At 64.9% G+C, this 26,216-nt stretch carries 26 protein-coding genes; 16 read left to right on the forward strand and 10 right to left on the reverse strand.

The genetic code is table 11. From position 1 onward, the window contains the following. Position 1 precedes the first annotated feature (1 nt). From XH92_RS13845 to ilvC, 4 genes are all read left to right on the forward strand, one after another. Entirely contained in the window at positions 2–697 is a 696-nt protein-coding gene (locus XH92_RS13845; protein ID WP_194459700.1) for a class I SAM-dependent methyltransferase, read from the forward strand. Between the two features lie 43 nt (positions 698–740). After that, entirely contained in the window at positions 741–1,619 is an 879-nt protein-coding gene (locus XH92_RS13850; RefSeq protein ID WP_194459701.1) for an EamA family transporter, read from the forward strand. Positions 1,620–1,626: 7 nt separating this feature from the next. Next, positions 1,627–2,235, forward strand: a complete 609-nt coding sequence (locus XH92_RS13855; RefSeq protein ID WP_194459702.1) for a LysE family translocator — start codon at positions 1,627–1,629, stop codon at positions 2,233–2,235. A gap of 150 nt (positions 2,236–2,385) precedes the next feature. After that, positions 2,386–3,405, forward strand: a complete 1,020-nt coding sequence (gene ilvC, locus XH92_RS13860; RefSeq protein WP_018272993.1) for a ketol-acid reductoisomerase — start codon at positions 2,386–2,388, stop codon at positions 3,403–3,405. A 105-nt stretch (positions 3,406–3,510) separates the two neighbouring features. Here ilvC and XH92_RS13865 read toward each other — a convergent pair whose 3' ends face one another. Then, entirely contained in the window at positions 3,511–4,617 is a 1,107-nt protein-coding gene (locus XH92_RS13865; protein ID WP_194459703.1) for a DUF2336 domain-containing protein, read from the reverse strand. A 189-nt stretch (positions 4,618–4,806) separates the two neighbouring features. Beyond that, positions 4,807–5,823: an adenylate/guanylate cyclase domain-containing protein gene (locus tag XH92_RS13870; RefSeq protein WP_194459704.1), complete on the reverse strand. Its 1,017-nt coding sequence runs from the start codon at positions 5,821–5,823 to the stop codon at positions 4,807–4,809. Between the two features lie 131 nt (positions 5,824–5,954). On the opposite strand from XH92_RS13870, the gene XH92_RS13875 reads away from it, so the two are divergent. Beyond that, positions 5,955–6,350 carry a lysozyme inhibitor LprI family protein gene (locus tag XH92_RS13875; protein ID WP_246788398.1) on the forward strand — a complete coding sequence of 132 codons (396 nt, stop codon included), beginning with the start codon at positions 5,955–5,957 and terminating at the stop codon, positions 6,348–6,350. A gap of 28 nt (positions 6,351–6,378) precedes the next feature. After that, on the forward strand, positions 6,379–6,618 hold the full coding sequence (locus XH92_RS13880) for a hypothetical protein (RefSeq protein ID WP_194459705.1): 240 nt from the start codon (positions 6,379–6,381) through the stop codon (positions 6,616–6,618). 2 nt (positions 6,619–6,620) lie between these two features. Here the strand turns inward: XH92_RS13880 and XH92_RS13885 are convergent, their stop codons facing one another. Then, positions 6,621–7,241: a hypothetical protein gene (locus XH92_RS13885; RefSeq protein ID WP_194459706.1), complete on the reverse strand. Its 621-nt coding sequence runs from the start codon at positions 7,239–7,241 to the stop codon at positions 6,621–6,623. Between the two features lie 108 nt (positions 7,242–7,349). On the opposite strand from XH92_RS13885, the gene XH92_RS13890 reads away from it, so the two are divergent. Both XH92_RS13890 and XH92_RS13895 read left to right on the forward strand, forming a co-directional pair. Beyond that, positions 7,350–8,057 (forward strand): TetR/AcrR family transcriptional regulator, encoded by a 708-nt coding sequence (locus tag XH92_RS13890; RefSeq protein ID WP_194459707.1) that lies wholly within the window; start codon positions 7,350–7,352, stop codon positions 8,055–8,057. A 168-nt stretch (positions 8,058–8,225) separates the two neighbouring features. Further along, complete coding sequence (locus XH92_RS13895) at positions 8,226–9,938, forward strand: sulfatase-like hydrolase/transferase (protein ID WP_194459708.1); 1,713 nt, start codon at positions 8,226–8,228, stop codon at positions 9,936–9,938. An 11-nt stretch (positions 9,939–9,949) separates the two neighbouring features. Here the strand turns inward: XH92_RS13895 and XH92_RS13900 are convergent, their stop codons facing one another. The 3 genes from XH92_RS13900 to XH92_RS13910 all read right to left on the reverse strand — a co-directional run bounded on the left by XH92_RS13900 (position 9,950) and on the right by XH92_RS13910 (position 12,674). Then, positions 9,950–11,503 (reverse strand): ABC transporter permease/substrate-binding protein, encoded by a 1,554-nt coding sequence (locus tag XH92_RS13900; RefSeq protein ID WP_194459709.1) that lies wholly within the window; start codon positions 11,501–11,503, stop codon positions 9,950–9,952. Further along, positions 11,500–12,288 carry an ATP-binding cassette domain-containing protein gene (locus XH92_RS13905; RefSeq protein ID WP_194459710.1) on the reverse strand — a complete coding sequence of 263 codons (789 nt, stop codon included), beginning with the start codon at positions 12,286–12,288 and terminating at the stop codon, positions 11,500–11,502. The genes XH92_RS13900 and XH92_RS13905 overlap by 4 nt, the downstream gene beginning before the upstream one ends. 170 nt (positions 12,289–12,458) lie before the next feature. Further along, positions 12,459–12,674 (reverse strand): hypothetical protein, encoded by a 216-nt coding sequence (locus XH92_RS13910; protein ID WP_021077148.1) that lies wholly within the window; start codon positions 12,672–12,674, stop codon positions 12,459–12,461. Between the two features lie 228 nt (positions 12,675–12,902). Here XH92_RS13910 and XH92_RS13915 point away from each other — a divergent pair, with 228 nt between their 5' ends. The 5 genes from XH92_RS13915 to XH92_RS13935 all read left to right on the forward strand — a co-directional run bounded on the left by XH92_RS13915 (position 12,903) and on the right by XH92_RS13935 (position 19,342). Beyond that, positions 12,903–13,739 (forward strand): hypothetical protein, encoded by an 837-nt coding sequence (locus XH92_RS13915; protein WP_029078817.1) that lies wholly within the window; start codon positions 12,903–12,905, stop codon positions 13,737–13,739. Between the two features lie 125 nt (positions 13,740–13,864). After that, positions 13,865–14,575, forward strand: a complete 711-nt coding sequence (locus XH92_RS13920) for a hypothetical protein (RefSeq protein WP_246788399.1) — start codon at positions 13,865–13,867, stop codon at positions 14,573–14,575. A 39-nt stretch (positions 14,576–14,614) separates the two neighbouring features. Beyond that, on the forward strand, positions 14,615–14,887 hold the full coding sequence (locus XH92_RS13925) for a DUF3551 domain-containing protein (RefSeq protein WP_194459711.1): 273 nt from the start codon (positions 14,615–14,617) through the stop codon (positions 14,885–14,887). A gap of 110 nt (positions 14,888–14,997) precedes the next feature. Beyond that, a complete protein-coding gene (locus tag XH92_RS13930) occupies positions 14,998–15,273 on the forward strand; it encodes a DUF3551 domain-containing protein (protein ID WP_194459712.1) in 276 nt (91 codons plus the stop codon). Between the two features lie 295 nt (positions 15,274–15,568). Next, a complete protein-coding gene (locus XH92_RS13935; RefSeq protein WP_194459713.1) occupies positions 15,569–19,342 on the forward strand; it encodes a C2 family cysteine protease in 3,774 nt (1,257 codons plus the stop codon). Between the two features lie 33 nt (positions 19,343–19,375). Here XH92_RS13935 and XH92_RS13940 read toward each other — a convergent pair whose 3' ends face one another. Beyond that, positions 19,376–20,299, reverse strand: a complete 924-nt coding sequence (locus XH92_RS13940; protein WP_246788400.1) for a ketopantoate reductase family protein — start codon at positions 20,297–20,299, stop codon at positions 19,376–19,378. A 178-nt stretch (positions 20,300–20,477) separates the two neighbouring features. Between XH92_RS13940 and XH92_RS13945 the strand changes: the two genes are divergently transcribed. Both XH92_RS13945 and XH92_RS13950 read left to right on the forward strand, forming a co-directional pair. After that, positions 20,478–21,293 (forward strand): ABC transporter ATP-binding protein, encoded by an 816-nt coding sequence (locus tag XH92_RS13945; RefSeq protein ID WP_194459715.1) that lies wholly within the window; start codon positions 20,478–20,480, stop codon positions 21,291–21,293. Then, a complete protein-coding gene (locus tag XH92_RS13950) occupies positions 21,293–22,078 on the forward strand; it encodes an ABC transporter permease (protein WP_194459716.1) in 786 nt (261 codons plus the stop codon). The genes XH92_RS13945 and XH92_RS13950 overlap by 1 nt, the downstream gene beginning before the upstream one ends. Positions 22,079–22,084: 6 nt before the next feature. Here the strand turns inward: XH92_RS13950 and XH92_RS13955 are convergent, their stop codons facing one another. Beyond that, positions 22,085–22,933 carry a helix-turn-helix transcriptional regulator gene (locus XH92_RS13955; RefSeq protein ID WP_194459717.1) on the reverse strand — a complete coding sequence of 283 codons (849 nt, stop codon included), beginning with the start codon at positions 22,931–22,933 and terminating at the stop codon, positions 22,085–22,087. Between the two features lie 92 nt (positions 22,934–23,025). Here XH92_RS13955 and XH92_RS13960 point away from each other — a divergent pair, with 92 nt between their 5' ends. Further along, positions 23,026–23,910 (forward strand): SDR family oxidoreductase, encoded by an 885-nt coding sequence (locus XH92_RS13960; RefSeq protein WP_194459718.1) that lies wholly within the window; start codon positions 23,026–23,028, stop codon positions 23,908–23,910. A 149-nt stretch (positions 23,911–24,059) separates the two neighbouring features. Here XH92_RS13960 and XH92_RS13965 read toward each other — a convergent pair whose 3' ends face one another. Next, positions 24,060–25,385 carry a 4Fe-4S binding protein gene (locus tag XH92_RS13965; RefSeq protein ID WP_194459719.1) on the reverse strand — a complete coding sequence of 442 codons (1,326 nt, stop codon included), beginning with the start codon at positions 25,383–25,385 and terminating at the stop codon, positions 24,060–24,062. 298 nt (positions 25,386–25,683) lie between these two features. Further along, on the reverse strand, positions 25,684–26,133 hold the full coding sequence (locus XH92_RS13970; protein WP_194459720.1) for a cupin domain-containing protein: 450 nt from the start codon (positions 26,131–26,133) through the stop codon (positions 25,684–25,686). Positions 26,134–26,216: the final 83 nt, after the last annotated feature.

Consider the following 26,216-nt stretch of genomic DNA (forward strand, 5'->3'; position numbering starts at 1 on the left):
CATGTTGGCGCGCGACTGGTACTACACGCAACGGCGGCAGGTCGGTCTCGATACAGCGGTTGCCTCGATCTATGACGTCAGCGAGGACAGCGATGTCCGTTCCCGCCAGGCGCTGACCATGCTCGGCGTCAAGCCGGGCTGGCGGATCGCCGACATCGGCTGCGGCAACGGCGTGCTGGCGACCGAGGCGGCGCTGATGGGCGCCGAGGTCGACGCCATCGACATCTCGCCGGCGATGATCGGGCTTGCCGAAATCTATGCGCGCGACCGCAAGGCGAAGATCCGGACCCAGCCGGCCGGGCTGTTGTCCTTTGCCTACCAGCCGAACTCCTACGACCTCATCGTCAGCGAGTTCACGCTGCACCATCTGCCGGACTTCTGGAAGGCGGTGGCGTTGTCGCGGATCTTCAACGCGCTGAAGCCCGGCGCGAATTTCTATCTGCGCGACATGGTGTTCGTCAGCATGCCCGACGGCGTCGACCGCGATGTCGAGGGCTGGGCCGATTTCTCGATCAAGAACCACGATTTCGAGCGCGAAAGTGTGATGACCCATATGCGCGACGAGTACTCGACGTTCGGGTGGGTGATGGAGCGCATGCTGACCGAGACCGGATTCACGATGGTCGCGGCCGACTATCACGCGCCGCTGCACGGCACCTATCTGCTGCGCAAGCCGAAGCCGGACGAACAGATCTAGAGCTTGCATCGACAGAGCTGAACCGAACCAAAGAAGAAGAACAATGAAGCCGGCCGATGTTGGCATCGCCGTCATGGTCGCGGTGATCTGGGGGCTTGCGTTCGTCGCAAGCCGGATCGCGCTCGATGAGCTGCCGCCCGAATTGATGACGGCGCTGCGCTTCGGCATCGCGGCGCTGCCGTGCCTGTTCCTGCCGAGGCCGAGCCAGGTCTCGTGGCCGCTTCTGGTCGGAATCAGCCTCACTTTGTTCCTCGGCCAGTTCCTTGCGCAATCCATCGCCATCGCCCACGGCATGCCGGTCGGGTTGACCAGCGTGATCGTGCAGAGCCAGGCGCTGTTCACCATCGGCTTTGCCGCGCTGCTGTTCGGCGAGTTGCCGTCGCGGTTGCAGACCGTCGGGATCGCCATTGCCGCGATCGGCCTGCTGATGATCTGCGGCACCGTCGGATACGATTTCAGCGTCGGCGCCTTTGCCATCCTGATGATCTCGCCGATCTCGTTCGCGATCGGAAATCTGCTGCTGCGGCCGGCGCAGGGCGCGCGCATGTTCGACCTGTTCGCATGGCTGTGCCTGTGCGCGGCGATCCCGCTGTTCGGCCTGTCGCTGTTGACCTTGGGCGCGAAGCCGATGTGGCAGGCGCTGTCGCATCTGTCGCCGGCCGGGATTGTCTCGCTGCTGTTTGTCGGCACCGTATCCACCAGCATCGCCTATTGGCTATGGGGCCGGCTGCTCAGGGATCATCCGGCGGCACAGGTGGTGCCGTTCGCGCTCTTGGTGCCGTTCGTCGGCTCTGCCGCCTCCAGCATCGTGTTCGGCGAGAGGTTCGGGCCGCTGCGGCTCGCCGGCATGCTCACCGTGATCGCCGGCATCGCCGTGATGCTGCTGTCGAAGCGGCCAAAAGCTCTGCCGAAAGTCGCGTGAGGGCACCATGTCGAGTTCGCTGCTGTTCGCCTTTGTCGTGTTTGCCGTCGTGATGTTCTTCACGCCGGGCCCCAACAACATCATGCTGTTGTCGTCGGGGCTGACCTACGGCTTCCGCCGCACGGTGCCCCACATTGTCGGCATCACGGTCGGCTTCGCCTTCATGGTCGGCGCGGTCGGCGTCGGGCTCGGGGCCGTCTTCATCGCCTATCCGATCCTGCAGACCATCCTCAAATATGGCGGCGTCGCCTATCTGGTCTATCTCGCCGCCGTCATCGCCATGGCCGAGCCGCCCTCGGCGGACAAGGACGACAGGCCGGGCCGCGGCCCGATGACCTTCTGGGGCGCAGCCATGTTCCAGTGGATCAATGCCAAGGGCTGGGTGATGGTGATCGGCACCATCACGGCCTATGCGGCGATTGCCGTCTTCCCCTGGAACATCGCGATCCAGGTCGGCCTGAGCCTGGTCCTGGGGACGGTGTCCTGCATCGTCTGGGCGCTGTTCGGCACCGCGCTGCGGCCGGTCCTGACCTCGCCCCGGGCGATCCGTGCCTTCAACGTCGTCATGGCCATCCTGCTGCTGGCCTCGCTCTACCCGGTCTTCATGGACGCATGATGCCGCACCGCGCCATGCGAGATGAGGGTTTCCCCTGAGGGGGAAAATGCTCTAGACAACGCCGGAAATTCGCGGGCGTCCGGCGGTTCTGACCTTCCGAAAGCCTGATTCATCGGCCGATTTTGGCCCCCTTCAAACGAGGAAACCACGATGCGAGTTTACTACGATCGCGATGCCGACCTGAACCTGATCAAGGGCAAAAAGGTCGCCATCGTCGGCTACGGCAGCCAAGGCCACGCCCACGCGCTGAACCTGAAGGATTCGGGCGTCAAGGAAGTGGCGATCGCGCTGCGCAAGGGTTCGGCCTCGGCCAAGAAGGCCGAGAATGCCGGCTTCAAGGTGATGGAAGTCGCCGAGGCCGCCAAGTGGGCCGACCTCGTCATGATGCTGACCCCGGACGAGCTGCAGGGCGACATCTATCGCGAGCACCTGCACGACAACATGAAGAAGGGGGCGGCGCTGGTGTTCGCCCACGGCCTCAACGTGCACTTCAACCTGCTCGATCCGCGCGCCGACCTCGACGTGCTGATGATCGCGCCGAAGGGCCCCGGCCACACCGTGCGCTCGGAATATCAGCGCGGCGGCGGCGTGCCCTGCCTGATCGCGATCGCCAAGGATTCGTCGGGCAACGCCCACGACCTCGGCCTCAGCTACGCCTCGGCGATCGGCGGCGGCCGCGCCGGCATCATCGAGACCACCTTCAAGGAAGAGTGCGAGACCGACCTGTTCGGTGAGCAGGTGGTGCTCTGCGGCGGCCTGGTCGAGCTGATCAAGGGCGGCTACGAGACGCTGGTCGAGGCCGGCTACGCGCCCGAGATGGCCTATTTCGAGTGCCTGCACGAAGTGAAGCTGATCGTCGACCTGATCTATGAAGGCGGCATCGCCAACATGAACTACTCGATCTCCAACACTGCCGAATACGGCGAGTACGTCACCGGTCCGCGCATCGTGACCGCCGAGACCAAGGCGGAAATGAAGCGCGTGCTCGCCGACATCCAGGGCGGCAAGTTCGCCCGCGACTGGATGCTGGAGAACAAGGTCAACCAGACCTCGTTCAAGGCGACCCGCGCCAAGCTCGCCGCCCATCCGATCGAGGAAGTCGGCGCCAAGCTGCGCGACATGATGCCCTGGATCAAGAAGGGCGCGCTGGTCGACAAGAGCAAGAACTAAGGCTGAATTTGCAGGGCGAGCGCGCGTCGCTTGCCCTGCACGCCAAAGGCAAAAGGGTGGGCGCGTTGCCCACCCTTTTTCTTTGTCACGAAACGCGAGCGGTGCCTAACCGGCGGCCGCCGGCTGCTTCTCGATCCTGTTGTGCAGCTGCCAGAACCGCACGGTGCGCTGCGCGGTTTCCAGCGACAGCCGCCGGTAATCGCGGTGCGCGATCTCGAGCGTCGCGTGGTCGATCGGATGCGGCAGCGGCCGCTTGCGCAGGATGGTCTCGACCGTCGGCCAGTTGAGCCGTGCCGAGCGGCACGGGATCAGGAGCAGGTCGGAGCGCAGCCCGAGCATCAGGCGTTCGATCATCGCGATCGGCATGTCGTTGAGCACGGCGAGCGCGACGGTGACCTCGTCGAACTTGCCTTGCTCGGCGAATTTGTAGACCGCCACATCGTCGAGCTCGTTGAGCTGCTTCATCAGCTTCACCAGCTCCTCGGCGATGCCGTAGTTGCGGCGCGGGGCGGCGGCTTCTTCCTGCGCGATGTCGTTCAGCACCTGGCTGATCTCCTCGCGGGCCCTCGGCGATGCGACCGCGAGCAGGCGGGCGCGCACGGTTTCCTTGGCGCGCTGCAGCAGGTCGCGCAGCAGCTTGGCCGGAATGTCGATGCGCAGCCCGAGGATCTCGACCAGCTCGTCGTCGCCTTCGGCGCGGGCGACGATCGAGGAATAGCCGTTGTCGGAGAAATGCGCGCCGGCGTTCTTGGCAAGGCGCCGGATTACCTTGTCCTCGCCGCGGTCGATGATCACGTCGGTGACGGAGGCGGGCAGGTTTTCCCGTGCCGAGATCGCGAACAGATGATCCTGGCCCTTGGTGCTGGCGATCTCGCGCAGTGCGGCGTTTGAGAGGCGGCTGGAGTGGGTCAGGACCTCGCCCGCGACGCCGATGTCGTCGTCCCAAGCGAGGTGCTGAATCACCTCAAACGGCGCATAGTCGAGCGGCGCGAGCCGCTTGCTGAGCTCGGCCCGCGCACGCGTCTCGACGCGCGCGACGAGCAGGCAGAGCACGTCGTCGAACACCTTGACCTGTTCATCGTTGAGGCGGTCGCCGTCGTTCAGGAACAGATCGGTGACCTGCCGCAGCGTCTGCACGCGTTTGGCCGACGTCCCGTCCCGGACCGCATCCTCGAGTTCGGCAATAATCGATTGTGACGCCTGTTGCGCCATCGATGGGCAACCTTGTTTTCGTTGAATGACACCTGTCCGTGCACCATGCAGGGCGCGGTCTTACACCTGCGTTAAGGTGGAACCCGGTGCAAATACGGGGCCGTCGCATCCTTAACGGGCCGCGACCGGACATGATTAAATTCGCGGTTCGCTCGGGCAGCACTTGGCCACTTTGCTTTAAGGAATTGTTTACGACGATGCGCGCGCGACGGCGAAGATGTCGATCGCGGCCGCGCGCCCGCGCAACTGCGTGGAGCCGAGCGGCGCCACGACGAAATCGTGGTCCGGGGGCAGCAGGCGCAGCAGCTCGCCCGAGACCAGCAGCGGCCGGCCGGCCTCCTTGCAATGCGCCTGCAGCCGCGCCGTGACGTTCACCGTGTCGCCGAAATAGGCGATCTGGCGCCGCGAGACCCCGCATTCGCTGACCACGACCGGACCGGCATGCATTCCGGCCCGAAACTCCGGCACCACGCCGAACTCCTTGCGATAGTGCTCGGCCCGCTTGGCAAGACGGTCCTCGATCGCGAACACGCAGTCGAGATAATTTCGCGACGGCTGGCCGGCGCCGACCGGCCAGGTCACGATGACCTCGTCGCCGACATAGGCATGAACCTCGCCGCCATGCGCCACGATCGCATCGTCGATGTCGCAGAAGAAGCGGGTCAGCAGCTCCTGCACGCGGAGCTCGCCCATCGCCTCCGCCAGCGTCGTCGAGCCGACCAGATCGAGGAACAGCAGCACACGTTCCTCGCGCACCGGCTGGCGGTAGCGTCCGAGCACGATGCTGAGCAGCGTATGCCCGCCGATCATCCGGACCAGCTCGTAGATCGTCGTGATCGGGATCGAGAGCAGCAGGCCGACACCGATGATCTTGAAGAAGGTCTCCCGAATCCACTTGGCCTCGACCCCATGTCCGTACAGAACGATCTCCAGCACAATCGCGGCGATCGCGACGATGACGGCGAGGATCACCGAACGGACGATCAACTCCACAATGAGCGGCCGTCGCCGCAGCCAGCCGCCGCGCGCGGCCAGATAGAGATGCGTGGCCCAGACGATCAGGGTGAGGGCGGCGCCGTCGAGCGCGCTGCGCACATAGTTCGCGACGGAGGCTTCGTTGGATTCATCGAAGGCATAGCGAAACAGCCCGCCGACGAGCAGGCCGAACACGGCTAGAACGATCACAGGCGTCACCGCGCGCCGCATGGTTCCTCCACAGCCATGAAATATCCTGCGCGGATCGGGAAGGCCAGCCGCGCGACGGATATGAACGGGATGGGCAGCGGTCACACTAACGTATGGTCCAGCCACGGGATCGACCGGAAAGGGAAGGCGGCATGATATCGGCTCTCACCACAGGCGCGCGCAGGCTCGGGGCCATGGTGGCCGTTTTCGTCATCGCCGCCTCGTCGGCCTGGGCGGGCGACCAGGGCGATGGTGAGCAGTCCTGCGACGGCAGCACCTACCAGATGGTCGAGTGCCTCAAGGCCAAGACCGCGCAATGGGACAAGCGGATGAACGTCGCCTATCAGCAGGCGCTGAAGGATGCCGCCGGTGACAAGCAGCGCGAACAACTGCGCACCGCGCAACGGTTATGGATCCAGTACCGTGACGCGAACTGCCTGTATTACGACCTCGGCGAGGGCACCATCGCTCGCCTCGACGCCGGCGAATGCATGCGCAGCATGACGGAGGCCCGGGCCAAGGAACTGGAGAATCTCGGCCATCAGTGAGCCATCTTCCGGAGTCAGGACCGACGTCATGACTGACGGAAAGAGCCAGGACGAATTGACCCAGCTTGCGGACGAGGCGCTGCGCGCACAGCCCGGCTGCGAGACCGCCCGCGTGCCGACGGTCGCAGCTCTGCCCGACGCGCAGATCGGACGCAACTGGGAGATCCCGAACGTCGTGCTCGGCGACAGCCTGATCAGCGACGTCGACCGCGCGGTGCTGTCGGTGCATCGCCGGCTCGGCCGCAAGTTTCACCTGGTGGTGGCCTGATCTCAGCTCGCCTGAGCCTGACGCGGCGCGGGCCGCGCGGCCATGCTGATCATCCTGACCGCGAACACCGCGGCGAGCGGCACCAGGAACAGTGCGTAGAGTGGCATCTCGGGGATCCGCTTGCCGAACGAGACCGTGAACTGCAGCAGCAGATAATAGCCGCCGATTAGATGCAGCCCGCGCCACGCGCGCCGGCCGAGCATCGCGGCCGTGCGATCGAACGAGGTCGCGGTCAGCGCGATGATGACGAGATAGCCGATACCGCCGAAGACATAGGAGACGATCGAGGTTGCGGCCGCGAAGCCGGGCGGATCGAGCATCGCGAACGCCGTGATCGCGACCGCATGGATGGCGTGCGAGGCGGCGAAGGCGACGCCCAGATACCGACGGTTGCGGCGCTGCCAATGCGTCCAGGCATTCGGCCGGAGCCGCGTCAGCGCCGCCGCGGAGAAGGCGAGGCAAAAGAACAGCAGCGAGGTCCGCGCCGTGAAGCGGATCACCATCCGCACGCCCTCGACCTCGAACTGCCGCATCGCGGCGATCCAGATCGAAAGCCCGATCAGGGTCAGCGTGAGCAGGCCGAACAGCCGCCAGCCCTCGAACCAGTTTCGACGCGTCGTCATGTCCGCCTCCCGTGCCAATGTAATCGTCAATTACATTGCGCGGTCTCGCGCGGTCAATCTGTGTAATCGGTGCTTACATTCACAACCGGGTGATGCTAGAGATGCGCCATGCGCCGCCCCGCCAAGAGCACGCCTGCCGGACGCCGGCCCGCCAAGCCGCGTCCGGCCGCGGCGCGGGCGCCGGCGGCCAAGCCGTACCACCACGGCGATCTCCGCCGCGTCCTGATCGAGGCCGCGATGCAGTTGGTCGGCGAGGGCGGGCCGGAGGCGGTCTCAGTGCGCGAGGCCGCCCGCCGCGCCGGGGTCTCGCCGGGCGCGCCGTTCCGGCATTTCCCGAGCCGGGATGCCCTGATGAATGCGGTGGCCGAGGAGGCGCAGCGCCGCTTCGGCGCCGAGATCGAGGCGGCGCTGGCCGATGCGCCGCCGGGCGATCCGCTTGGCCGCTTCCGCTGTCTCGGAATCGCCTATCTGCGCTGGGCGATGCAGAACCCGACCCATTTCGAGATCATCTCCAGCCGCCGCTTCTTCGACCACGACCGTTCGGCCGGGGTCTCCAGCGACAATGCGGAGTTGATCAGCCTGACCGCGCGTACGCTGGCGGAGGCATTTTCGGCCGGCCAGCTTGCGGCGCGCGACCTGAAGCAGGTCCAGATCGCCGGCCGCGCGCTGGTCTATGGCTTTGCCCGGATGCATATCGACGGTCATCTGCCGCGCTGGGGCGTCACTGAGGCGGAGGCCGAGCAGATGGCCGCCGACATCGTCGACCTCTTCATCGCCGGCATCGCAAGGCAGGCGGCACCTGCGGCGAAGGTCTGAGGCGCGCCGCGCCGGCCGGGCATGCTCCGGGCCGGCAAATTCATTGCGCGTTCATGACGATTCAATTACGTTTTTATGACGCGGTGCAGACACCGGCTGTGCCGTATGCCTCCTGGCCGTTGCCAGTCAAGGCCGTGGCATTGCGCCGGGTTGTATTGCGTCCCACCCATGGCGCCCGCGCCTCAGCAGAACTCTTCGGTTGCCGCACTGGCCGGCGGTCTTGCCGCGATCGGCATCTGGCGGTTGATGGCGGTCGCCGCGCCGCATCTCGGCGCGCTGATCCTGATGCTGCGGACCGAGACCGATTTCGGCTCGCGGCTGTGCTTCCTGCTCACCTGGGGAATCCTGAACTTCCTGTTCATCGCGTTGCTGCGCCGGCCGGCGCTGTCGGGCGCGCTGTCGCTGACGCTGGTCGTGGTGCTGGTGCTGCTGTCGCGCTTCAAGCACGACGTGGTGCAGATGACCGCGAACTTCGTCGACCTGATGGTGATCGATCGCGACACCGCGGCGTTCCTGCTCACGATCTTTCCGAACCTGCGCTGGTCGATCATCGGTGCCGGCCTCGTCACGCTGCCTTTGATGTACGCGCTGTGGTGGCTCGATCCGTTCCGCATCCGCCGCCTGCCGGCCGCGGCCGCCTGCCTTGCCTGCACCGCGGCACTCTCGGGCTATGCCTTCGCCTGGCCGGATGAGGCCTGGCGCGGCTATTACGACGACGGCTATCTGTCGAAATTCGCGCGCTCCGGCGTCACGGCGGTGTCCGACTTCGTTGCCTATGGCTTCATGGAGTCGGATCCGAGCGCAAGCGACCAGCTCAAGATGCCACTGGTCGACGCCTGCCATCCCGCCGGGCGGCGGCCGAACATCATCATGATCCATGATGAATCGAGCTTCGACATCCGCGCTGCGTCCGGCGTCAAGGTGCCGCCGGGCTATGGCAGCCAGTTCAAATCCTATGACGGTGTCGCACGCAAATTCCTCGCCGAGAGCAACGGCGGGCCGAGCTGGTTCACCGAGTACAACGTGCTGGCGGGATTGTCCTCGCGTTCGTTCGGCCGGTTCTCCTATTTCGTCACCCGCATCGCATCGGGCCGGGTCGAGCGCGGCCTGCCGCTGGCGCTGCGCCGCTGCGGCTACGACACGCTGTCGCTGTATCCGGCGTTCGGCGCCTTCATGAGCGCGCGCAGCTTCCAGGCCACGACAGGCATCCAGCACTTCTACGACGCGCATGACCTGCATGCGAAGGACGTCGAGCCCGACAGCTTCTTCTACGACAAGGCGCTGAAGCTGATGGCCGAGCAGAGGACGCTCGGCACGCCGCTGTTCACCTTCGTCTATCTCGCGGCCAATCATTTCCCGTGGGAGACGAAATTCCGTCCCGAGCTGCTGCCGGCATGGAAGCGGCCGGGCAACACGCCGTCGATCGACGAATATCTGCGCCGGCAGACGATGAGCGCTGGCGACTATGCCGGCTTCGTTGCCGCGCTGAAGAAGAAGTTTCCGGCGCAGCCGTTCCTGATCGTGCGCTATGGCGATCACCAGCCGGAGTTCTCGCCGCAGCTGCTCGATCCCGGGCTCGACGAGGCCGGCATCGGCAAGAAGCTGATGGATTACGATCCGCGCTACTACGCGACCTATTACGCGATCGACGCCGTCAACTTCGAGCCGGTGAAGAGCCCGGCGGTGATGGACACGATCGACGCCGCCTATCTGCCGCTGGTGATTCAGGAAGCCGCCGGCATTCCGCTCGATCCGTCGTTCGAGGAGCAGAAGGCGATCATGCTTCGCTGTGGCGGCGCGTTCTACTCCTGCAAGGATGGCGCCGAAGCGCGCCGCTTCAACCGCCTGTTGATCGACGCGGGGATCATCAAGGGACTTTAGGCGCGATCATCCTACGATTTTGCGCCCACCTTCTCCCACAGCCAGCGCGCCACGGCATCGGGCGACGATGATGCGTCGTTGCCGGACGCGCGCAGGTTCGCCTCACGCATCTCGGCGATGCCGATCTTGCCGAGCAGCGGCCGCAGCGCCGCCTTGAGAGCCTCGTCATCGCGCCGCTTTGGCGACAGCAGCACGATCGCGTCGTAGGGCGGGATCGCGTGCCTGTCGTCCGCGAGCGTGACCAGGTCGTATTTCGCGATCAGCCCGTCGCTGGTGTAGCCCGCGATGACGTCGACCTCGCCGGAGGCAACCGCGGCATACATGAAGTCCGGCTGCATCGTGCGCTGGGCGCGGAACGTCAGCCCGTAGCTCTTTTGGATACCGGCCCATTCCGGCCGCGAGAAGAATTCATAATCGCCGGCGATCGACATCGTCGCGGCGTGCGAGGCGAGGTCGGCGATCGAATGGATGCCGAGCTGATCGGCGCGCTTCTTCGGCATCACCAGCGCATAGGCGTTCTCGAAGCCGAGCTCGCCGAACAGCGTGATGTCCTGCTTCGCCAGCGTCGTCCTCAGCTCGCTCAGCAGCTCGGTGCGGGGCCTGATGTCGGTGTGGTGGAACTGGTTGGCCCACAGCGTGCCGGAATAGTCGACATAGACGTCGATGTCGCCGGCCGCGAGCGCATCGAAGATCACGTTGGAGCCGAGGCCGGCGCGGGTCGTCGTCGGCAGTCCGGCCGTTTGCAGCCGCTGCGCCATCAGCGCCGACAGCACATATTGCTCGGTGAACGTCTTGGCGCCGACGACGTAGCGCGCCTGCGGCCGCGCGATCGCGGGCACCAGCGTCGCCGCGATCAGGGCCGCGATGCCGAGCCCGCCGAGCGCGGCGCGGGTGCGGCTGCGATTGCGCAGGCCGTTCTCGATCAGCGCCAGCAATTGGTCGACGACAAGCGCGAGCACCGCGGCGGCGAAGCAGCCGAACAGCACGAACACCCAGTTCTGGGTCTGCAGCCCCGCGAAGATGTAGTTGCCGAGGCTGGTCTGGCCGATCGGCGTCGACAGCGTCGCGGTGCCGATCACCCACACCGCGGCGGTGCGGATGCCCGCCATCATCACCGGCAGCGCCAGCGGCAGCTCGACCATGGTGAGCGATTGCCGCGGCGTCATGCCGACGCCCTGGGCGGCTTCCAGCACCGCCGGATCGACGCCCGACAGGCCGGTGATGGTGTTGCGCAACACCGGCAGCATCGAATAGAGCGCGAGCGCCAGCACCGCCGGCAGGAAGCCGAAGGCGGAGAAGCTGAAGCCGAGCCACGCCGCGGTCAGGGCCGCGAGCGCCAGCAGCAGCGGATAGAACAGCGCGAGCAAAGCGAGACCGGGCACCGTCTGCACGATGCTGGCGAGCCCGAGCAGCGTGCCGCGCAGCACCGGCCGGTTGCGCGCGATGATCGCCAGCGGCAGGCTGATCAGAAGTCCGAGCGCGAGCGCAGTGACGCTGACCCGGACATGATTGCCGAGATAGTCGGGCAGATGCGCAAGCGCCTCGCTCCAGCGTGGATCGCTCATGCGGTGCCGTCCCGCGGCAGCAATGCGCCGAGCCGCTCCGCCTGCCGCCGCGGCGTGCGCAAGAGTTCGCCGACATAGGCGTCGGTGTTGGCCGCGAGCTCCGCTGCCGTACCCAGCGCGAGCAGCTTGCCGCCACGCATCACCGCGACCCGATCGGCCAGCAGCAGTGCCTCGGTCATGTCATGGGTGATCATGACCGTGGTCAGTCCGAGCTCGCGATGCAATGTGCGATAGTCGTCGCCGAGCGCGTCGCGGGTCAGCGGATCGAGTGCGCCGAACGGCTCGTCCATCAGCACGATGCGCGGCTTCGCAGCCAGCGCACGCGCGACGCCGACGCGCTGGCGCTGGCCGCCGGAGAGCTCGTGCGGCAGGCGGTCGCGATGTTGAGCGCGGTCGAGCCGCACGAGGTCGAGCAGTTCGTCGACCCGCGCCGAGATTTCGGCTTGCGGCCAGCCGAGCAGCTTGGGCGTGATGCCGATATTGCCGGCGACGGTGAGATGCGGAAACAACCCGCCGCTCTGGAAGACATAGCCGATGCGGCGCCGCAGCAGGATCGGGTCGATGCGGCTGACGTCTTCGCCCTCGACTGCGACCTTGCCGCGATCGGCCTCGATCAGGCGGTTGGCGAGCCGCAGCAGCGTCGTCTTGCCGGAGCCCGAGCCGCCGACGACAGCCAGGAATTCACCCTCGGCGACGTCGAGCGAGACGTCGTCGACCGCCACCACGCGACCCTTGTCAAAGCTCTTGCCGACATGCGCGTAGGCGATCAGCGGCGTTGCGGGCATTCTCTAGCCATTCCTGGACGACCTCAGGTCTCTCACTATCGTGAACGACAGTGATAGCCCATAAAATGGACTTTGACTTGAGGTGCACGCGCCTGCATCACGCGGTTGCGCAGGCTGTTCCAGGTGGGCTCGCGAAGCGGGTCAGCCCCTTCGAGGGCTGTGAGCACACATCACACTTCGTTCTTGGGTACGTATTTGCCCATGATGCACTTATAGCTCTGCAGGCGCCAATCGTGATACGGGCCCTTGGCGAGCCAGTCGGCGATGCCGATTTGGGCATTCACAGCGCAGGCGCCCATGGTGATGCCTGATTGGTCGCTGTTGGTGACGACCTTTTCCATGCAGAGCTGAGCATTGCAGAGAATGGCGACGAGCGTAACAAGCATGATGGTCTTTATCCGTAGGATTAACCCGGTCTGAACCGAATCATGCACGGTTCATGCCATTATCAGCGACTTTGGTGTCGCAGCCGGCAAGCCCGGGATAGTACGGCTGAGCGAATCACACGCTCGCCAGCGCGTAGCCGCACGTCCGCAGATACGCTATAGTTGATCCCCAACTACGACGTGAGATCGGGGCGAGTGAGGAACGTTGCGCGGTCGGGGGCTGCATCGATGATGACGTTACCTGAGTTGGCGGCAGGTGCTTTGGAGAAGTTTCTCGCCACGCATGTCAGCCGCACCTTCGGTGCCTCGCAGGCGCGCTTTGGCGAGCTCCTGCCGGCCGCAGCCCGCATTGCGCTTGAATGCATCGGCAACAGCGATGCGCTCTACCACAATGTCGAGCACACGATGCTGGTCACGCTGGCCGGGCATGACATCATCCGCGGTCGCGCGCTGCACACCCATGTCACCGCGGAGGACTACACCCATACGATCATCGCCTGCCTGACGCACGACATCGGCTATGTGCGCGGCCTGCTGAAGGGCGATGGACCGGATGGTTATGTCATCGATGCCTCCGGCAAGAAGGTCGTGCTGCCGCGCGGCTCGTCGGATGCCGGCCTGATGCCGTATCATGTCGACCGCTCGAAGCTCTATGTGCTCGACAGGCTCGAGGCCGTGCTTCCGCTCGATCGCGAGCGCGTCGCGCGCAACATCGAGGGGACGCGGTTTCCGGCGCCGGAAGGCCAGCAGTATGACGACGAGGCGGCGATCGTCCGGGCCGCCGATTTCATCGGGCAGCTCGGCGATCCCAACTACATCAGGAAAGCCAACGCGCTCTATCACGAGTTCGAGGAGGTCGGCATCAACCGCCAGCTCGGCTATGAATCGCCGGCCGACATCGTCGACCGCTATCCGCAGTTCTACTGGAATATGGTTGCGCCGCACATCCAGGGCGCCATCAACTGTCTGAACATGACGGCAAGCGGCCGTCAGTGGATCGCGAACCTCTACAGCAACGTCTTTCGCGCCGAGCGCGAGGTCACCCTGTCCGGCCCGCAGATCTGACGCAAGGCGCCAGCGGCGCGGCGTTTCGGCGCGGCTAGCGCTGCGGTCCCCCGTCGATTGCGGGGCGTCCACATTTCAGCCTGCTTCATCGTTGCACAGTCCATGGAAATCGGCGACCTTGCGCCATGGACCTCTCCATTGACCGTGTTCTCGACCGCTTCAGCATGATCTCCCGTTTCGCTCAGTTGATTGCGATTGCCGTCGTCTGCTGGCCTGCGCTCGCAATTGCCGCCGGCCCGGTCTACGACGTCGACCTGTATGCGTTGATGTCGGGCACCTGCCGCAATGTCACCGTTGCCGGCCGCAACTATACCTGCAAGGCGGTGGCCTATTTCCACACCCTGCGCGGCCGTTCCGAATTCACCGTGGTGCTGGACGATCCTGCCGACAAGAGCCACATCGTCTCGTTCTCCGGCGAGAGCACCGAACGCACCCAGGACAATCTGTTCGAGCTTTCGGTCGACCGCATGTTGTTGAAGTCGAGCGACCGTCCGCGCGTCGATGGTTTGCCGGTGCCGCTGGTGGAGACGTCGACAGGCTCCTGCCGCCAGGTCGGAAGCTTCATCACGCGGCAGGTGTCCACCATCACCTGCGCCGCCACCGACCAAAGCGGCAAGAGGTACGAGCTGAGCTTCGAGTCGGACGGCTCGCCGATGACCCTGCGCCGGCTGCGGCAATCGACGCTGCCGTCGGAGCGGCAGCGGGCGCGTCAGATCGCGCAGCTCGAATGCCGCCTCAAGGCGCGGGCCGCGCAGGTCCTGCCGCGCGACACGACGGCCTTCATGATCCGTTGTCTTGGTGAGGACGACGGCAAGCCGGCCGGCGAACAGCGATAGCGGCGCCCGGCGTTGCTGAGCAAGTTCGAGGAGAATTCGATGCGCCTGAAAGTCACCATCATTGCCGCCATCGGCGTTGGCATCGCCGGGCCCGCCGCCGCGCAGATGTACGATCCGAACTATCCGGTGTGCCTGGAAGTCTATGGCGGCAGGCTGACGCCCGAGTACATCGATTGCAGCTTCACGTCGCTTCCGCAATGCCAGGCAACGGCGTCCGGACGATCGGCGACATGCTCGGTCAATCCCTTCTATAAAGGTCCCAAAAAGCCGACCAGGGAGCGGGGGCAACGACAACGTCAGCCCGCCAACTAGCGCTCACGTATTGTCGTCTGATGCGATGGTCGGCATGGCCGTCGCGTCGCTGGTGCCGTGGCCAACTCCGGCTGTTCTGGGGGAACCTTCCGAGCCACAAGGAGAGACCGATGCGCCTGAAACTGTTCGCGATCGCCGCAGCTGCGGTCGCCGTGGCCGGACCTGCCGCCGGGCAGGCCTACGATCCGAACTATCCGGTGTGCATGCATGTCTATGGCGGCGGCCGATTCGGCGGTGGCAATTACATCGATTGCAGCTTCACCTCGATCCCGCAGTGCCAGGCGTCCGCGTCGGGCCGCGGTGCGATGTGCTCCGTGAATCCCTTCTTCGCGCCGCCATCGCCTCCGAAGCGCCGGGTGCACCGCGGGCGGCGTCCCGCCGATTGACGCGGCAAAGGACCAAGCGAGTCAAACGCCGGCCGCAGGACCGCGTCGGGGGGAGTCCGACCCTGCGGCTATCTCCGGTGGCGGGCGCCGTATCAGGCAGACGTTAACGAATCTTCACGATAATGCGGGTTCCCTGACGGCAGCGTTCGGCAAGATCGACACCCGTCTCGAATTCGGCCACAACTAACGCGATAGTTACATATTCTGTTGCTGGATTCGTCTCGACGGGACGCGCCCTCGCCAGGACCGGCCTGGTCGACGGCAACCGGATCGCGTCAAGACTTGAAGGAATTCCATGACGGCAAGCTGGGTCAATTCCCTGGTCGACAGCGGCATCAAGTCCGACATGCTCAACTTTGCTGCGGACGGCGTCTTCACCGATGCTGAAGCCATCCAGTTGCTGGCGGACGTCGCCAATCGCGGCAGTGTCACCCAGAATGAGCTGAATTCGCTGCAGCTGATTGCGGCCAATCTGAACAGCGGCCTCACCACGTCGGACTATGTCTCCCATCTTTTCATCCAGCTCGTTGATGGGAATCCGGCGAATGCCACCTGGACCGGGGGCGGCACGACCCACGTCACGCTCGGCAATCTGCAGGTCGGCACGACGTCGACGCAGATGTCGGAACTGATCGGAAAGTGGTTCCAGGGGACCGACCTGCCGGACCCGACCTTGCCGCCCGATGCGGGCGGGAGCGGCTGGACATTGAAGGGCTACAGCGCGGTTGTCGGGCCGTTATATTCTTCGGCGGGCGCGGCCACCGTCAACGACATCTGTCAGGGCGCGGATGGCGATTGCGAACTGATGTCGGGATTGATCGACGTCGTCGTCTTTCATCCTCAGGTCATGAGTTCCATGATCGTGGACAATGGAAACGGCACCTATGGCGTGCGCTTCTATGTCAATGGTCAGGAGACATGGGAGACCGTCAATGACGAGTTTCCAGTCGTCAGTGGCACCGAGCTTGACTATGGCCACAATTACAATGAGCAACCCACGGCGATGTGGGTTGCCTTGGTGGAAAAGGCTTACGCGCAGCTCAGTTCGTCGGGACAGATTGGACACCCGGCCGTCAACAGCTACAACAACATCTCCGCCGATCCCCCGACGGACGTCCTGGAGAATCTGACCGACGCGACGAGCGTCAACTATTACCTGAGCAGTTCATCGTCCTGGTACAGCGACAAGTCTCTCTATATCTCGGCCCTCGCCAACCACGACGACGTCATCCTCGAGATTCCCTCGACGTCTCCGTACACGTATGACAGTGCCGGAAACATTCAGCTGGTTCCGGACCACGCTTTCGGGGTCGTCGGCTACGACAGCGCGACGGGCAATTTCATTGTCCGCAATCCATGGGGGAACAGCTATCCTGGCCAAAACTGGAATGTGCAGTTCGAAGTCTCGCTGACACAGATCGCCAGCGAGGGCGGCGACTTCGTCATCGACAATTCCGGCGTCGTCGACGTCGCGCCCACCGTGGTCGCGTCAAACATAACCGGCCGCGTGCAAACCTCGATTGCGGCGTCGTCGATGTTCTATGTGACGAGCGGTACTCTGCCCGTCATCGAATATGCGCTTTGGGACTCCACGGGTAACGGGCACTTCACCGTGGGCGGAGTGGCGCAGCCGAACGGGGTCGAGATCGACGTCGCCGCTTCACAATGGTCGAGCATTGCCTATCAGTTCGGTCCCGCGAGCGACACGCTGTGGGTGGAGGCGTTCAACGGCGTGTTCTGGAGCGCCTGGACCCAATTCACGGCAATTCCTGAAGGGCCCGTGGTGACGGCCGCAAACGTGACGGCAACGCACGGCCAGAGCTTTGCCGTGTCCTCGCTGTTCACCTATTCCGACCCGTTCGGCCTCGCAGCCACCCAATACGATGTCTGGGACACCGGCACCGGTGGCGGCCACTTCGTCCTGAACGGGGTGGCGCTTGCCGCCAATCAGGACAACTACATCACGGCCGCGCAGCTGTCGTCATTGACCTATCAATCCGGCTCCGGCGCGGACACGCTCTGGATTCGGGTCAACGACAGCACGGTATGGGGACAATGGTCGAGCGCCTTCACCGTCACCGCGCCGGTCGACAACGGTCCTGTCGAGGCAGTGTCGAACATTGTCGCGACTCATGGCCAGAGCTATGCGGCCACATCCTTGTTCACCTACAGCGATCCGTTCAACAGTCCTGCAACCCTCTATGACGTCTGGGACACCGGCACAGGTGGCGGCCACTTCGTCCTGAACGGGGTGGCGCTTCCCGCCAACCAGGACAACTACGTTACGCCCGCCCAACTGGCCCAGTTGAGCTATCAATCGGGGTCCGGCGTCGACACGCTCTGGATCCGCGCCAATGACGGCACGGTGTGGGGGGCGTGGTCGAGCCCCTTCACCGTCAATGCGCCGGTTGACAGCGGGCCGGTCGAGACGGTGTCGAACATCGTCGCACCCCACGGCCAGAGCTATGCGGCTTCGTCGCTGTTCACCTACAGCGATCCCTTCAACAGCCCTGCAACCCAGTACGATGTCTGGGATAGCGGCACCGTCGGCGGCCACTTCCTCCTGAACGGCGTGGCGCTGCCGGCCAACCAGGACAACTACATCACGGCCGCCCAGCTGGCGTCGCTGACCTATCAATCGGGCTCCGGCGTCGACACGCTCTGGATCCGCGCCAATGACGGCACCGTGTGGGGGGCGTGGTCGAGCGCCTTCACCGTCAATGCGCCAGTCGACAGCGGACCGGTCGAGACGGTGTCGAACATCGTCGCACCGCACGGCCAGAGCTATGCGGCTTCGTCGCTGTTCACCTACAGCGATCCCTTCAACAGCCCCGCGACCCAATATGATGTCTGGAACACGGGCACAGGTGGTGGGCATTTCCTGCTAAACGGGGTGGCGCTTGCCGCCAACCAGGACAACTACATCACGGCCGCGCAGCTGGCGTCATTGACCTATCAATCCGGCTCGGGGACCGACATCCTCTGGATCCGGGCCAATGACGGCACGCTGTGGGGCGCGTGGTCGAGCGCCTTCACTGTCACTGCTCCGGTTGACAGCGGACCCGTCGAGACGGTGTCGAACATCGTTGCTGCCCACGGCCAGAGCTATGCAGCCTCGTCGCTGTTCACCTACAGCGATCCGTTCGGCAGTGCTGCGACCCAGTATGACGTCTGGGACACCGGTACAGGTGGCGGGCACTTCGCTCTCAACGGGGTGGCACTTTCGGCGAACCAGGACAACTACGTCACGGCAGCCCAGCTGGCGTCGCTGAGCTATCAATCGGGCTCGGGCGCCGACACGCTATGGGTCCGCGCCAACGACGGCACCGTCTGGGGATCATGGTCAAGTGCTTTCACCGTGACCGCGCCGCTCGACAGCGGTCCGGTCGTGACCCCGACCAATTCAAGCACGTTGTCCGTTCAAGGCCAGACGTTCTCGGTATCCTCGCTCTTCACCTATTCGGATCCGTTCGGCAGTTCCGCGACATCGTATGATGTCTGGAATAGTGGAGGCGGCAACGGCTACTTCACACTGAACGGTGTTGCGCTCGGAGCAAATCAGGGCAACGTCATCTCGGTTTCGCAGCTCTCCCAGCTCGCGTATCACGTCGGATCGGGCACCGACACGCTCTGGATAAAGGCCAATGACGGAACCGTCTGGGGCGCCTGGTCCAGCGCCTTCACGATCAGCGATCCCTCGATCATTCCGGCCGGACAGACCCTCGAGCTTGCGTCGGCGAGTACGGCGCAAATCTCCTTTGCATCAGACACCGGAACACTGAAGCTCGATGACCCCACAGGCTTCTCCGGTACTGTCGCGGGCATGAGCGGAGCCGACGCGATCGATTTCGCCACTATCGATTTTGCTGCCGGGCAAACCGTGGCCTTTGCCGGCAACGCCGCGGGCGGATCGATCACCGTCTCGGACGGCGTCCACGCCGCCAGCATCGCTTTGCTCGGGAACTACATGGCATCCACCTTCGTCGCCGCAAGCGATGGACATGGCGGCACCAGCATCACGGTGCATCCGGATCAGGTCGCGACGCTTGCCCCGCCGCAACATGCTTGAGCGGGGCTGCTGCTCCAACCCGTGGCCGCCTGCTTACGACGGCGCGCCCATCGCATAGGGCTTCAGCACCGCATAGAGGAAATCGTGCGTCGGGGTCGGCACGCCGAGCTTGCGGCCGAGCTCGACCACCTTGCCGTTCAGCCAGGGCAGTTCGAGCCGGTTGCCGCGCTCGAGATCGAGCGCCATCGACGCCTTCATCGCAGGTGGCGCGTGCCCGATGAAGTCGAGCACTTTCGCAAGCGGCTCCGGCGGCAGCTTGATGCCGCTGGCGTGCGCGACGGCGATGATCTCCTCGCAGGCCGACACGAACAACGGGCGCAGATCGGGATCGTCGCGCAGCCTGCCGATCGGCTGGCGCGTGACGGCGGTCATGCCGGCATTGGTGGCGAGGCCGATGAATTTCATCCACAACTCGGTGTTGATCTGCTCGCTCAGCGTGGCGTCGAACCCGGCCTTCAGGCAGAGCTCGAGCAGCGCTTTGCCGCGCGGCGTGATGCGGCCGTCGAGCTCGCCGAAGATCATGCGCATGAAGGTGCCGACCTGGTTGATCACGCCGGGCTTGATGATCGAGGCAGAGATCTGCGCCACGCCGCCCATCACGGCGTCGCGCCCGAGGATCGGGATCAGCCGGTCGGGCGCGTCGATGCCGTTCTGCAGCGGGATCACTGCGGTGTCGGGACCGACCATCGGCTTGATGCGCGCGCCGGCGCTTTCGACGTCCCACAGCTTGACGCAGAACAGCACGACATCGACCGGGCCGACATCAGCGGGGTCGTCGCTCGCCTGGGTCGGGACCAGATGGGTTTCGCCGCGGCCGCCCTGAACCTTCAGACCTTCGCTGCGCATTGCGGCGAGGTGCGCGCCGCGCGCGATAAAGGTGACGTCGGCTCCGGCATGCGCGAGCGCCGCACCAAAGCCGCCCCCGACGCCTCCGGCGCCTACCACTGCGATCCGCATGCGTTTCTCCTTGTCCACCGCTTTGGCCCGCAGCCTCGGCGATGTCGACGCGAAGCGCAACCCGGTTGACCTGAAAACCGCGTGACCGGATCCTTGCGTGCCTGCGCCATCTTCCTGCGTTGACTTGCCCGCGCGAACCGCTAAGCCATTTCAGAACTTTCGGGAGGAATGCGTGGCGATGACGGAGCCGACGGCGGTCGCGCTTGACGGTGCGACGGTGGCGTTTCGGTTGGCGGATGGACGCGTCTATACCGCGGTCGAGCAGGCCAATCTTGCGGTTGATCATGGCGAGTTCGTCGCCATCGTCGGCCCGACCGGATGCGGAAAGTCGACGCTGCTCAACGTCACCGCGGGGCTGCTGAAGCCGGCAGCCGGGTCGGCGCGAATCTTCGACAAGCCGCTCAGTGGCCTCAACCGCGACGCCGGCTACCTGTTCCAGGCCGATGCGCTATTCCCATGGAAGACCGCGATCGACAACGTCGCGATCGGGCTCGAGATCCGGGGCACGCCGCGCGCCGATGCGCTCGCGCGCGCGCAGCAATGGCTGACCTCGGTCGGGCTCGGTGCCTTCGCGGGCCGCTATCCGCACATGCTGTCGGGCGGCCAGCGCAAGCGCGTCGCGCTGGCGCAGGTCCTGATCCGAGATCCGAAGATCCTCTTGATGGACGAGCCGTTCGGCCCGCTCGACGCCCAGACCCGGCAGATCATGGGCAATCTGCTGCTGGAATTGTGGACCGCCGACCGCAAGGCGGTGCTGTTCGTCACCCACGATCTCGAGGAGGCGATCGCGCTCGCCGACCGCGTCGTGATCGTGTCGGCCGGCCCCAGCGCGCGCATCATCGGCGACTGGCGCATCACGCTGCCGCGGCCGCGCGATATCGCCGAGATCAGGATGGAGAAGGATTTCCATGCCCTGCATCGCGAGATCTGGGGCGTGCTGAAGGACGAGGTGATGAAGGGCTATGTGCAGTCGACGCAGGCGGGAGCCGCCTGATGTCGCGCGTCACGTTGCTGTCTCTGCAGGTTCTGGTCGCGGTCGTCACGCTGGCGTTGTGGCAGGTCTTTTCCACCGTGCCTGTTTTCGGCAAGGTGCTGCTGCCGCCGTTCTTCTTCTCCAATCCGGTCGACGTCTTCAGCCAGATCGTAAAGTGGTTCTCGACCGGGGTGATCTGGAAGCATCTCGCGATCACGCTGTGGGAATCGATCCTCGCCTTCGTGATCGGATCGGCCGGCGGCATCCTGGTCGGCTTCTGGTTCGCGCGGCAGCCGCGCGTCGCTGCAGTGTTCGATCCCTATGTCAAGATGGTCAACGCGCTGCCGCGCGTGGTGCTGGCGCCGATCTTCGCGCTGTGGTTCGGGCTCGGCGTCTGGTCCAAGGTCGCGCTCGGCGTGACCTTGGTGTTCTTCATCGTGTTCTTCAACGTCTACCAGGGCGTCAAGGAAGTGCCGACCACGGTGCTCGACAACGGCCGCATGCTCGGCATGAACGAGCGGCAGCTGATGCGCCATGTCTACTGGCCCTCGGCGCTGTCCTGGATGTTCTCCTCGCTGCATACCTCGGTCGGTTTTGCGGTGGTCGGCGCGGTGGTCGGCGAATATCTCGGCTCCGCGGCCGGCCTCGGCTACCTGATCCAGCAGGCCGAGGGCGTGTTCGACGTCGCCGGCGTGTTCGCGGGCATGTTCGTGCTGTCGGCCTTCGTCATTTTGATCGACATGGGCGTGACGATGGTGGAGAAGCGGCTGCTGATGTGGCGGCCGACGGCGGCGACGCGGGATTGAGCAGGCTCACGCGCGCCTGCGGGTCTGCTTCGCTTCCACGAGCGCGCGGATCTTGTCCCGGACCTTCTGGTCGATGGGATTGTAGACCACAAGGCCGAGGTCGGGCCGGCCGTCGACCGCGAACACGGAATATTCGAACGCGATCGGGCCGAGCACCGGATGGCGGATGTGCTTGATCGCCTCGCCATGGGCACGGACGTCGTTATCGCGCCACATCGCCGCGAATTCGGGGCTCTGCCGGCAGAGCTCGTCGACAAACGGTTGCACCACGGCCGCGGCGCCGGCACGCGCCGCATCGACGCGGAAGGCGCCGACCACGAAACGCGCGACGCTCTCCCAATCATATTGCGCGGCGCGGGCCTTCGGATCGAGAAAGAAATAGCGCAGCACGTTGCGTCGGCTCGGCGGCTCCGATGCATAGTCCGTCAGCATGACGGTCGCGGCTCTGTTCCAGGCGACGACGTCCCATGTCGCAGTCCGCATGACGGCGGGGATCGGCTCCAGCGCGTCGAGCACGCGTTGCAGCCGCGGGGTGACGCCCTCGCTCTTCTGGTAGCGCACATCGGGCGCGCGGCCGAGGCCGAGCAGGAACAGATGCTCGCGTTCGACATCGGTCAGCATCAGCGCCCGCGCGATGCGATCCAGCACATCTGCCGACGGCGCGCCGCCGCGGCCCTGCTCGAGCCAGGTGTACCAGGTGGGGCTGATATTGGCGCGCTGCGCCACTTCCTCGCGGCGCAACCCCGCTGTGCGGCGCCGCTCCGCCGGGAAGCCGAACGCGGCCGGATCGAGCTTGCCGCGGCGGTCCTTCAGGTAGGCGCCGAGCAGGTTCTCTTGTTCGACTGAAACGCTCATGCTGTTAGCAATTATACCATGATAAGATCACTACTTTAACAGGATAGCGCGCGGGGCCAGATTTGTCTCCAACGAAACCTGGAGACTTCCTCATGCGCGTGTTCGTCACTGGTGCCACCGGCTTTATCGGCACTCCCGTCGTCAAGGACCTGATCGCCGCCGGACATCAGGTTCTTGGCATGGCCCGTTCGGACGAGGGGGCGAACGCGATCGCCGCCCTTGGTGCCGAGGTTCTTCGCGGCTCGCTCGAGGACCTCGACAGCCTGCGCAAGGGGGCAGCCGCCTCGGATGCCGTCATTCACCTGGGCTTCGTTCACGACTGGTCCAATTTCGCGAAGAGCTGCGAGATCGACCGCTGCGCCATCGAAGCGCTGGGTTCTGTTCTGGCTGGATCGGACAGGCCGCTGATCGTAACCGGGGGCTTGGCGGGATTGGCCGCGCCCGGCCAGATCGCAACCGAGGACCAAACGATATCGCCGGATTTCCCATTCCCCCGCGTGTCGGAACAGACGGCCTTGTCGCTGAAGGGCGTCCGCGCATCGGCCATGCGTCTTCCCCAGGTGCACGATCCTGTCAGGCAGGGTCTCATCACCCCCTTGATCGCGGTGTACCGCGAAAAGGGCGCATGCGCCTATCTCGGCGACGGGCAAAATCGCTGGCCGGCGGCGCATGTTCTCGATGTCGCGCGTCTCTACCGGCTGGCCATCGAAAAGGCCGAGCCGAACGCAAGGTATCACGCCGTTGCCGAAGAGGGGGTCGCGATGCGCGATATTGCCGAGACGATCGGACGGCGCCTGAAGCTGCCGGTCAAATCCATCGCCCCGCAAGAGGCGCAGGCCTTTTTCGGCTGGCTCGGCACGTTCGCGGCCTACGACATGGCGGCCTCCAGCGCGCAGACGCGCAGGAAGCTCGGGTGGCAGCCGACCGGGCCGGGATTGATTGCCGATCTCGAACAGCTGGTCTATTCGGCGCAGTAGGGCGCAGCGCAGGTGGATGCGTCGGGTGGGTTAGCCGACGGCGTAACTCACCTTCTCCGCAGGTGCGCGAAGTTGATGGGTTACGCGGAGCCTGTCATCGGGCCGCGCTTCGCGCGGACCCGTTGGTCCACCCACCCTACGAACTCGGTTCACAGCGGGAAGCACCGCATATAGGCCGCAAACAGCTTCGCATCGCTCACGCTCACCAGTCCTGCGTCTATCGCGTCGGCAAGTTCGAGGTCGCGGTTCTGGATGCGCAGCCAGGCCTGGGTATCGGCGGTGATGGTCAGGGCGGGCTCTCCAACGTGCCGCCCCGGCACCACCTGGAGGTCCTTGCCCTTGATCGTCACCGTCATGTCCAGCGCGCTCGCGCCGGTAAAGCGCAGATGGGTCACGAAATCGAGGCCGCGCGCCCGGCCGCGCTGAAATCCGAGCGACAGCGAGAAAATGTAGGCCTGGATGCTGCCTGTGTGGCGCCCGGACGTGACATGCTGGACCTTCTTGTGCGGAAACCGCCGCGTCACCGTGTCCTCGGCATCGGTATCCGGGATCACATAGACGAACTCGTCCTTGTCGATCAGCGGCTGCACCACCTCGGTGAAATGCGCGTCACGATCGCTGAGGAAGGGCCCGATCACATCTTCGCCAGCAGGACAGGCCGAGATGCAATAGGCCGCCTTGTAGCCCGGCTTGAACGACAGCGATTGCCAGACGTTCAGCGTCTCGGTGCGGGGAACGCGGGCGCGATAATCGCTGGCATCCTTGGAATCCGCGACCTTCTCCACCCACTGCGTGAAGTTGCCGAGGAAGTCGTGATAATTATGAGTGTGGCAGGACAGGAAATCGAAACCGCCGTCCGGCTTGATGGCGCCGACCGGGCAGGCGGCGACGCACAATTTGCACTCCAGGCAGGGATTGTAGTCGATCGGCTGGTCGAGGGCGTCGACCTCGCATCCGAGCAGCACGGTGCCGAGCAGCACGAAGCTGCCGAACTTCGGGTGGATGACGCTGCGATGGATTCCCATCCGCCCGAGCCCGGCTTCCACCGCGATCGGCTTGTGCTGGACCATCATGATCTTCGGCAGGTCCATCTCCATCGGGAAGGCGGCGACCGAATTGCAGGCCGGGATGCCGTGCTCGTCGAGCGCGCGAACGATGGCGCGCGCGGTTTCGTTGACGTGGTCGTAGGTGCCGTGGAATTCCTCGTTGGCGACCGATCGCGACGGCGAGCGCACCGGCTCGCGGTTCATGTGGCAGGCGATCGCGAGCAGGGAACGCGTCCGGCCGTAGACCTTGCGGATGAAGTCGCGCTGCGGCGCGATCGCGGCACGGTCGAATTCGATGATGCCGACGTCATCGGCGCCGCACTTGCGTGCGATGTCCTTGATGAGCTCCGATGAAACCGGGAGATCGCGGACCGGTTGGCTGCTGCGGGCGCGCACGGCCCTGACCGTGGGGTGATCGTCCAGGCTCATGGGTTCGGCTCTCTATTAAATGACGATCATAATATTATGAATTGGCCGAGCCTGAGGCAAGCGAATTATCTGCGGTCGTCATGTGGAACCGTCGTTGGAGGCAGATTCGCAAATGCCGGGATGACGCTCTTGCATGGCCAACGAAGCCCGTTCCGTCATCCTGAGGTGGCCGCTTCTTCAGCGGCCCTCGAAGGATGCACGGCCCGGCCGGTGGCCGTCGACCCTTCGAGACGGCCGCTTCGCGGCCTCCTCAGGGTGACGGTACGCTCCCCGCAATGAATGGGGCAGGCAGCCGTCTTCAATCCAGCAGCTTGGTATCGTCAGGCGCCTGCGGCGGCGTCTTGATCGCGATCGCCTTGATGGCGCGGCCGTTCGGCTTGGTGCCGCCATGCGGCGTGCCCTTCGGGATCACGATCAGATCGCCGGGCTTGACCGTCACTTCCTTGTCGCCAAGCCAGACCGTGCCGGTGCCTTCGAGCACGAATTGCAGCTCGTTGGTGTTGGGGTGCATGTGCTTCGGCACGTTGCCGTCCTGGATCGAGACGGTGGCGCCGTCGGCCGAGACGAACATCTTGGAGCGGAAGCCGACCTTGTTGGCGTCGCCGAGCTTGTCGCCATCCATCTCGCCGGTGTGGATGACTTGCGCGGTGATGCTCTCGGCCGCGAGCGCCGGCCGCAGCACATGGGTGACGCCGCAGCCGGCCGCAAAGGCCGCGGCGATCGAAAGCGCGGTTGCAATGCGATTCATGAAGACCTCCCTTGATGTATTCTTGGTGTTTATCGGCGTTTTTCTTTGTATCCGCGATGCTATGCCGCCGCCGCAAGCTTGAC

Source organism: Bradyrhizobium sp. CCBAU 53421 (assembly GCF_015291625.1).
Classification (GTDB): domain Bacteria; phylum Pseudomonadota; class Alphaproteobacteria; order Rhizobiales; family Xanthobacteraceae; genus Bradyrhizobium.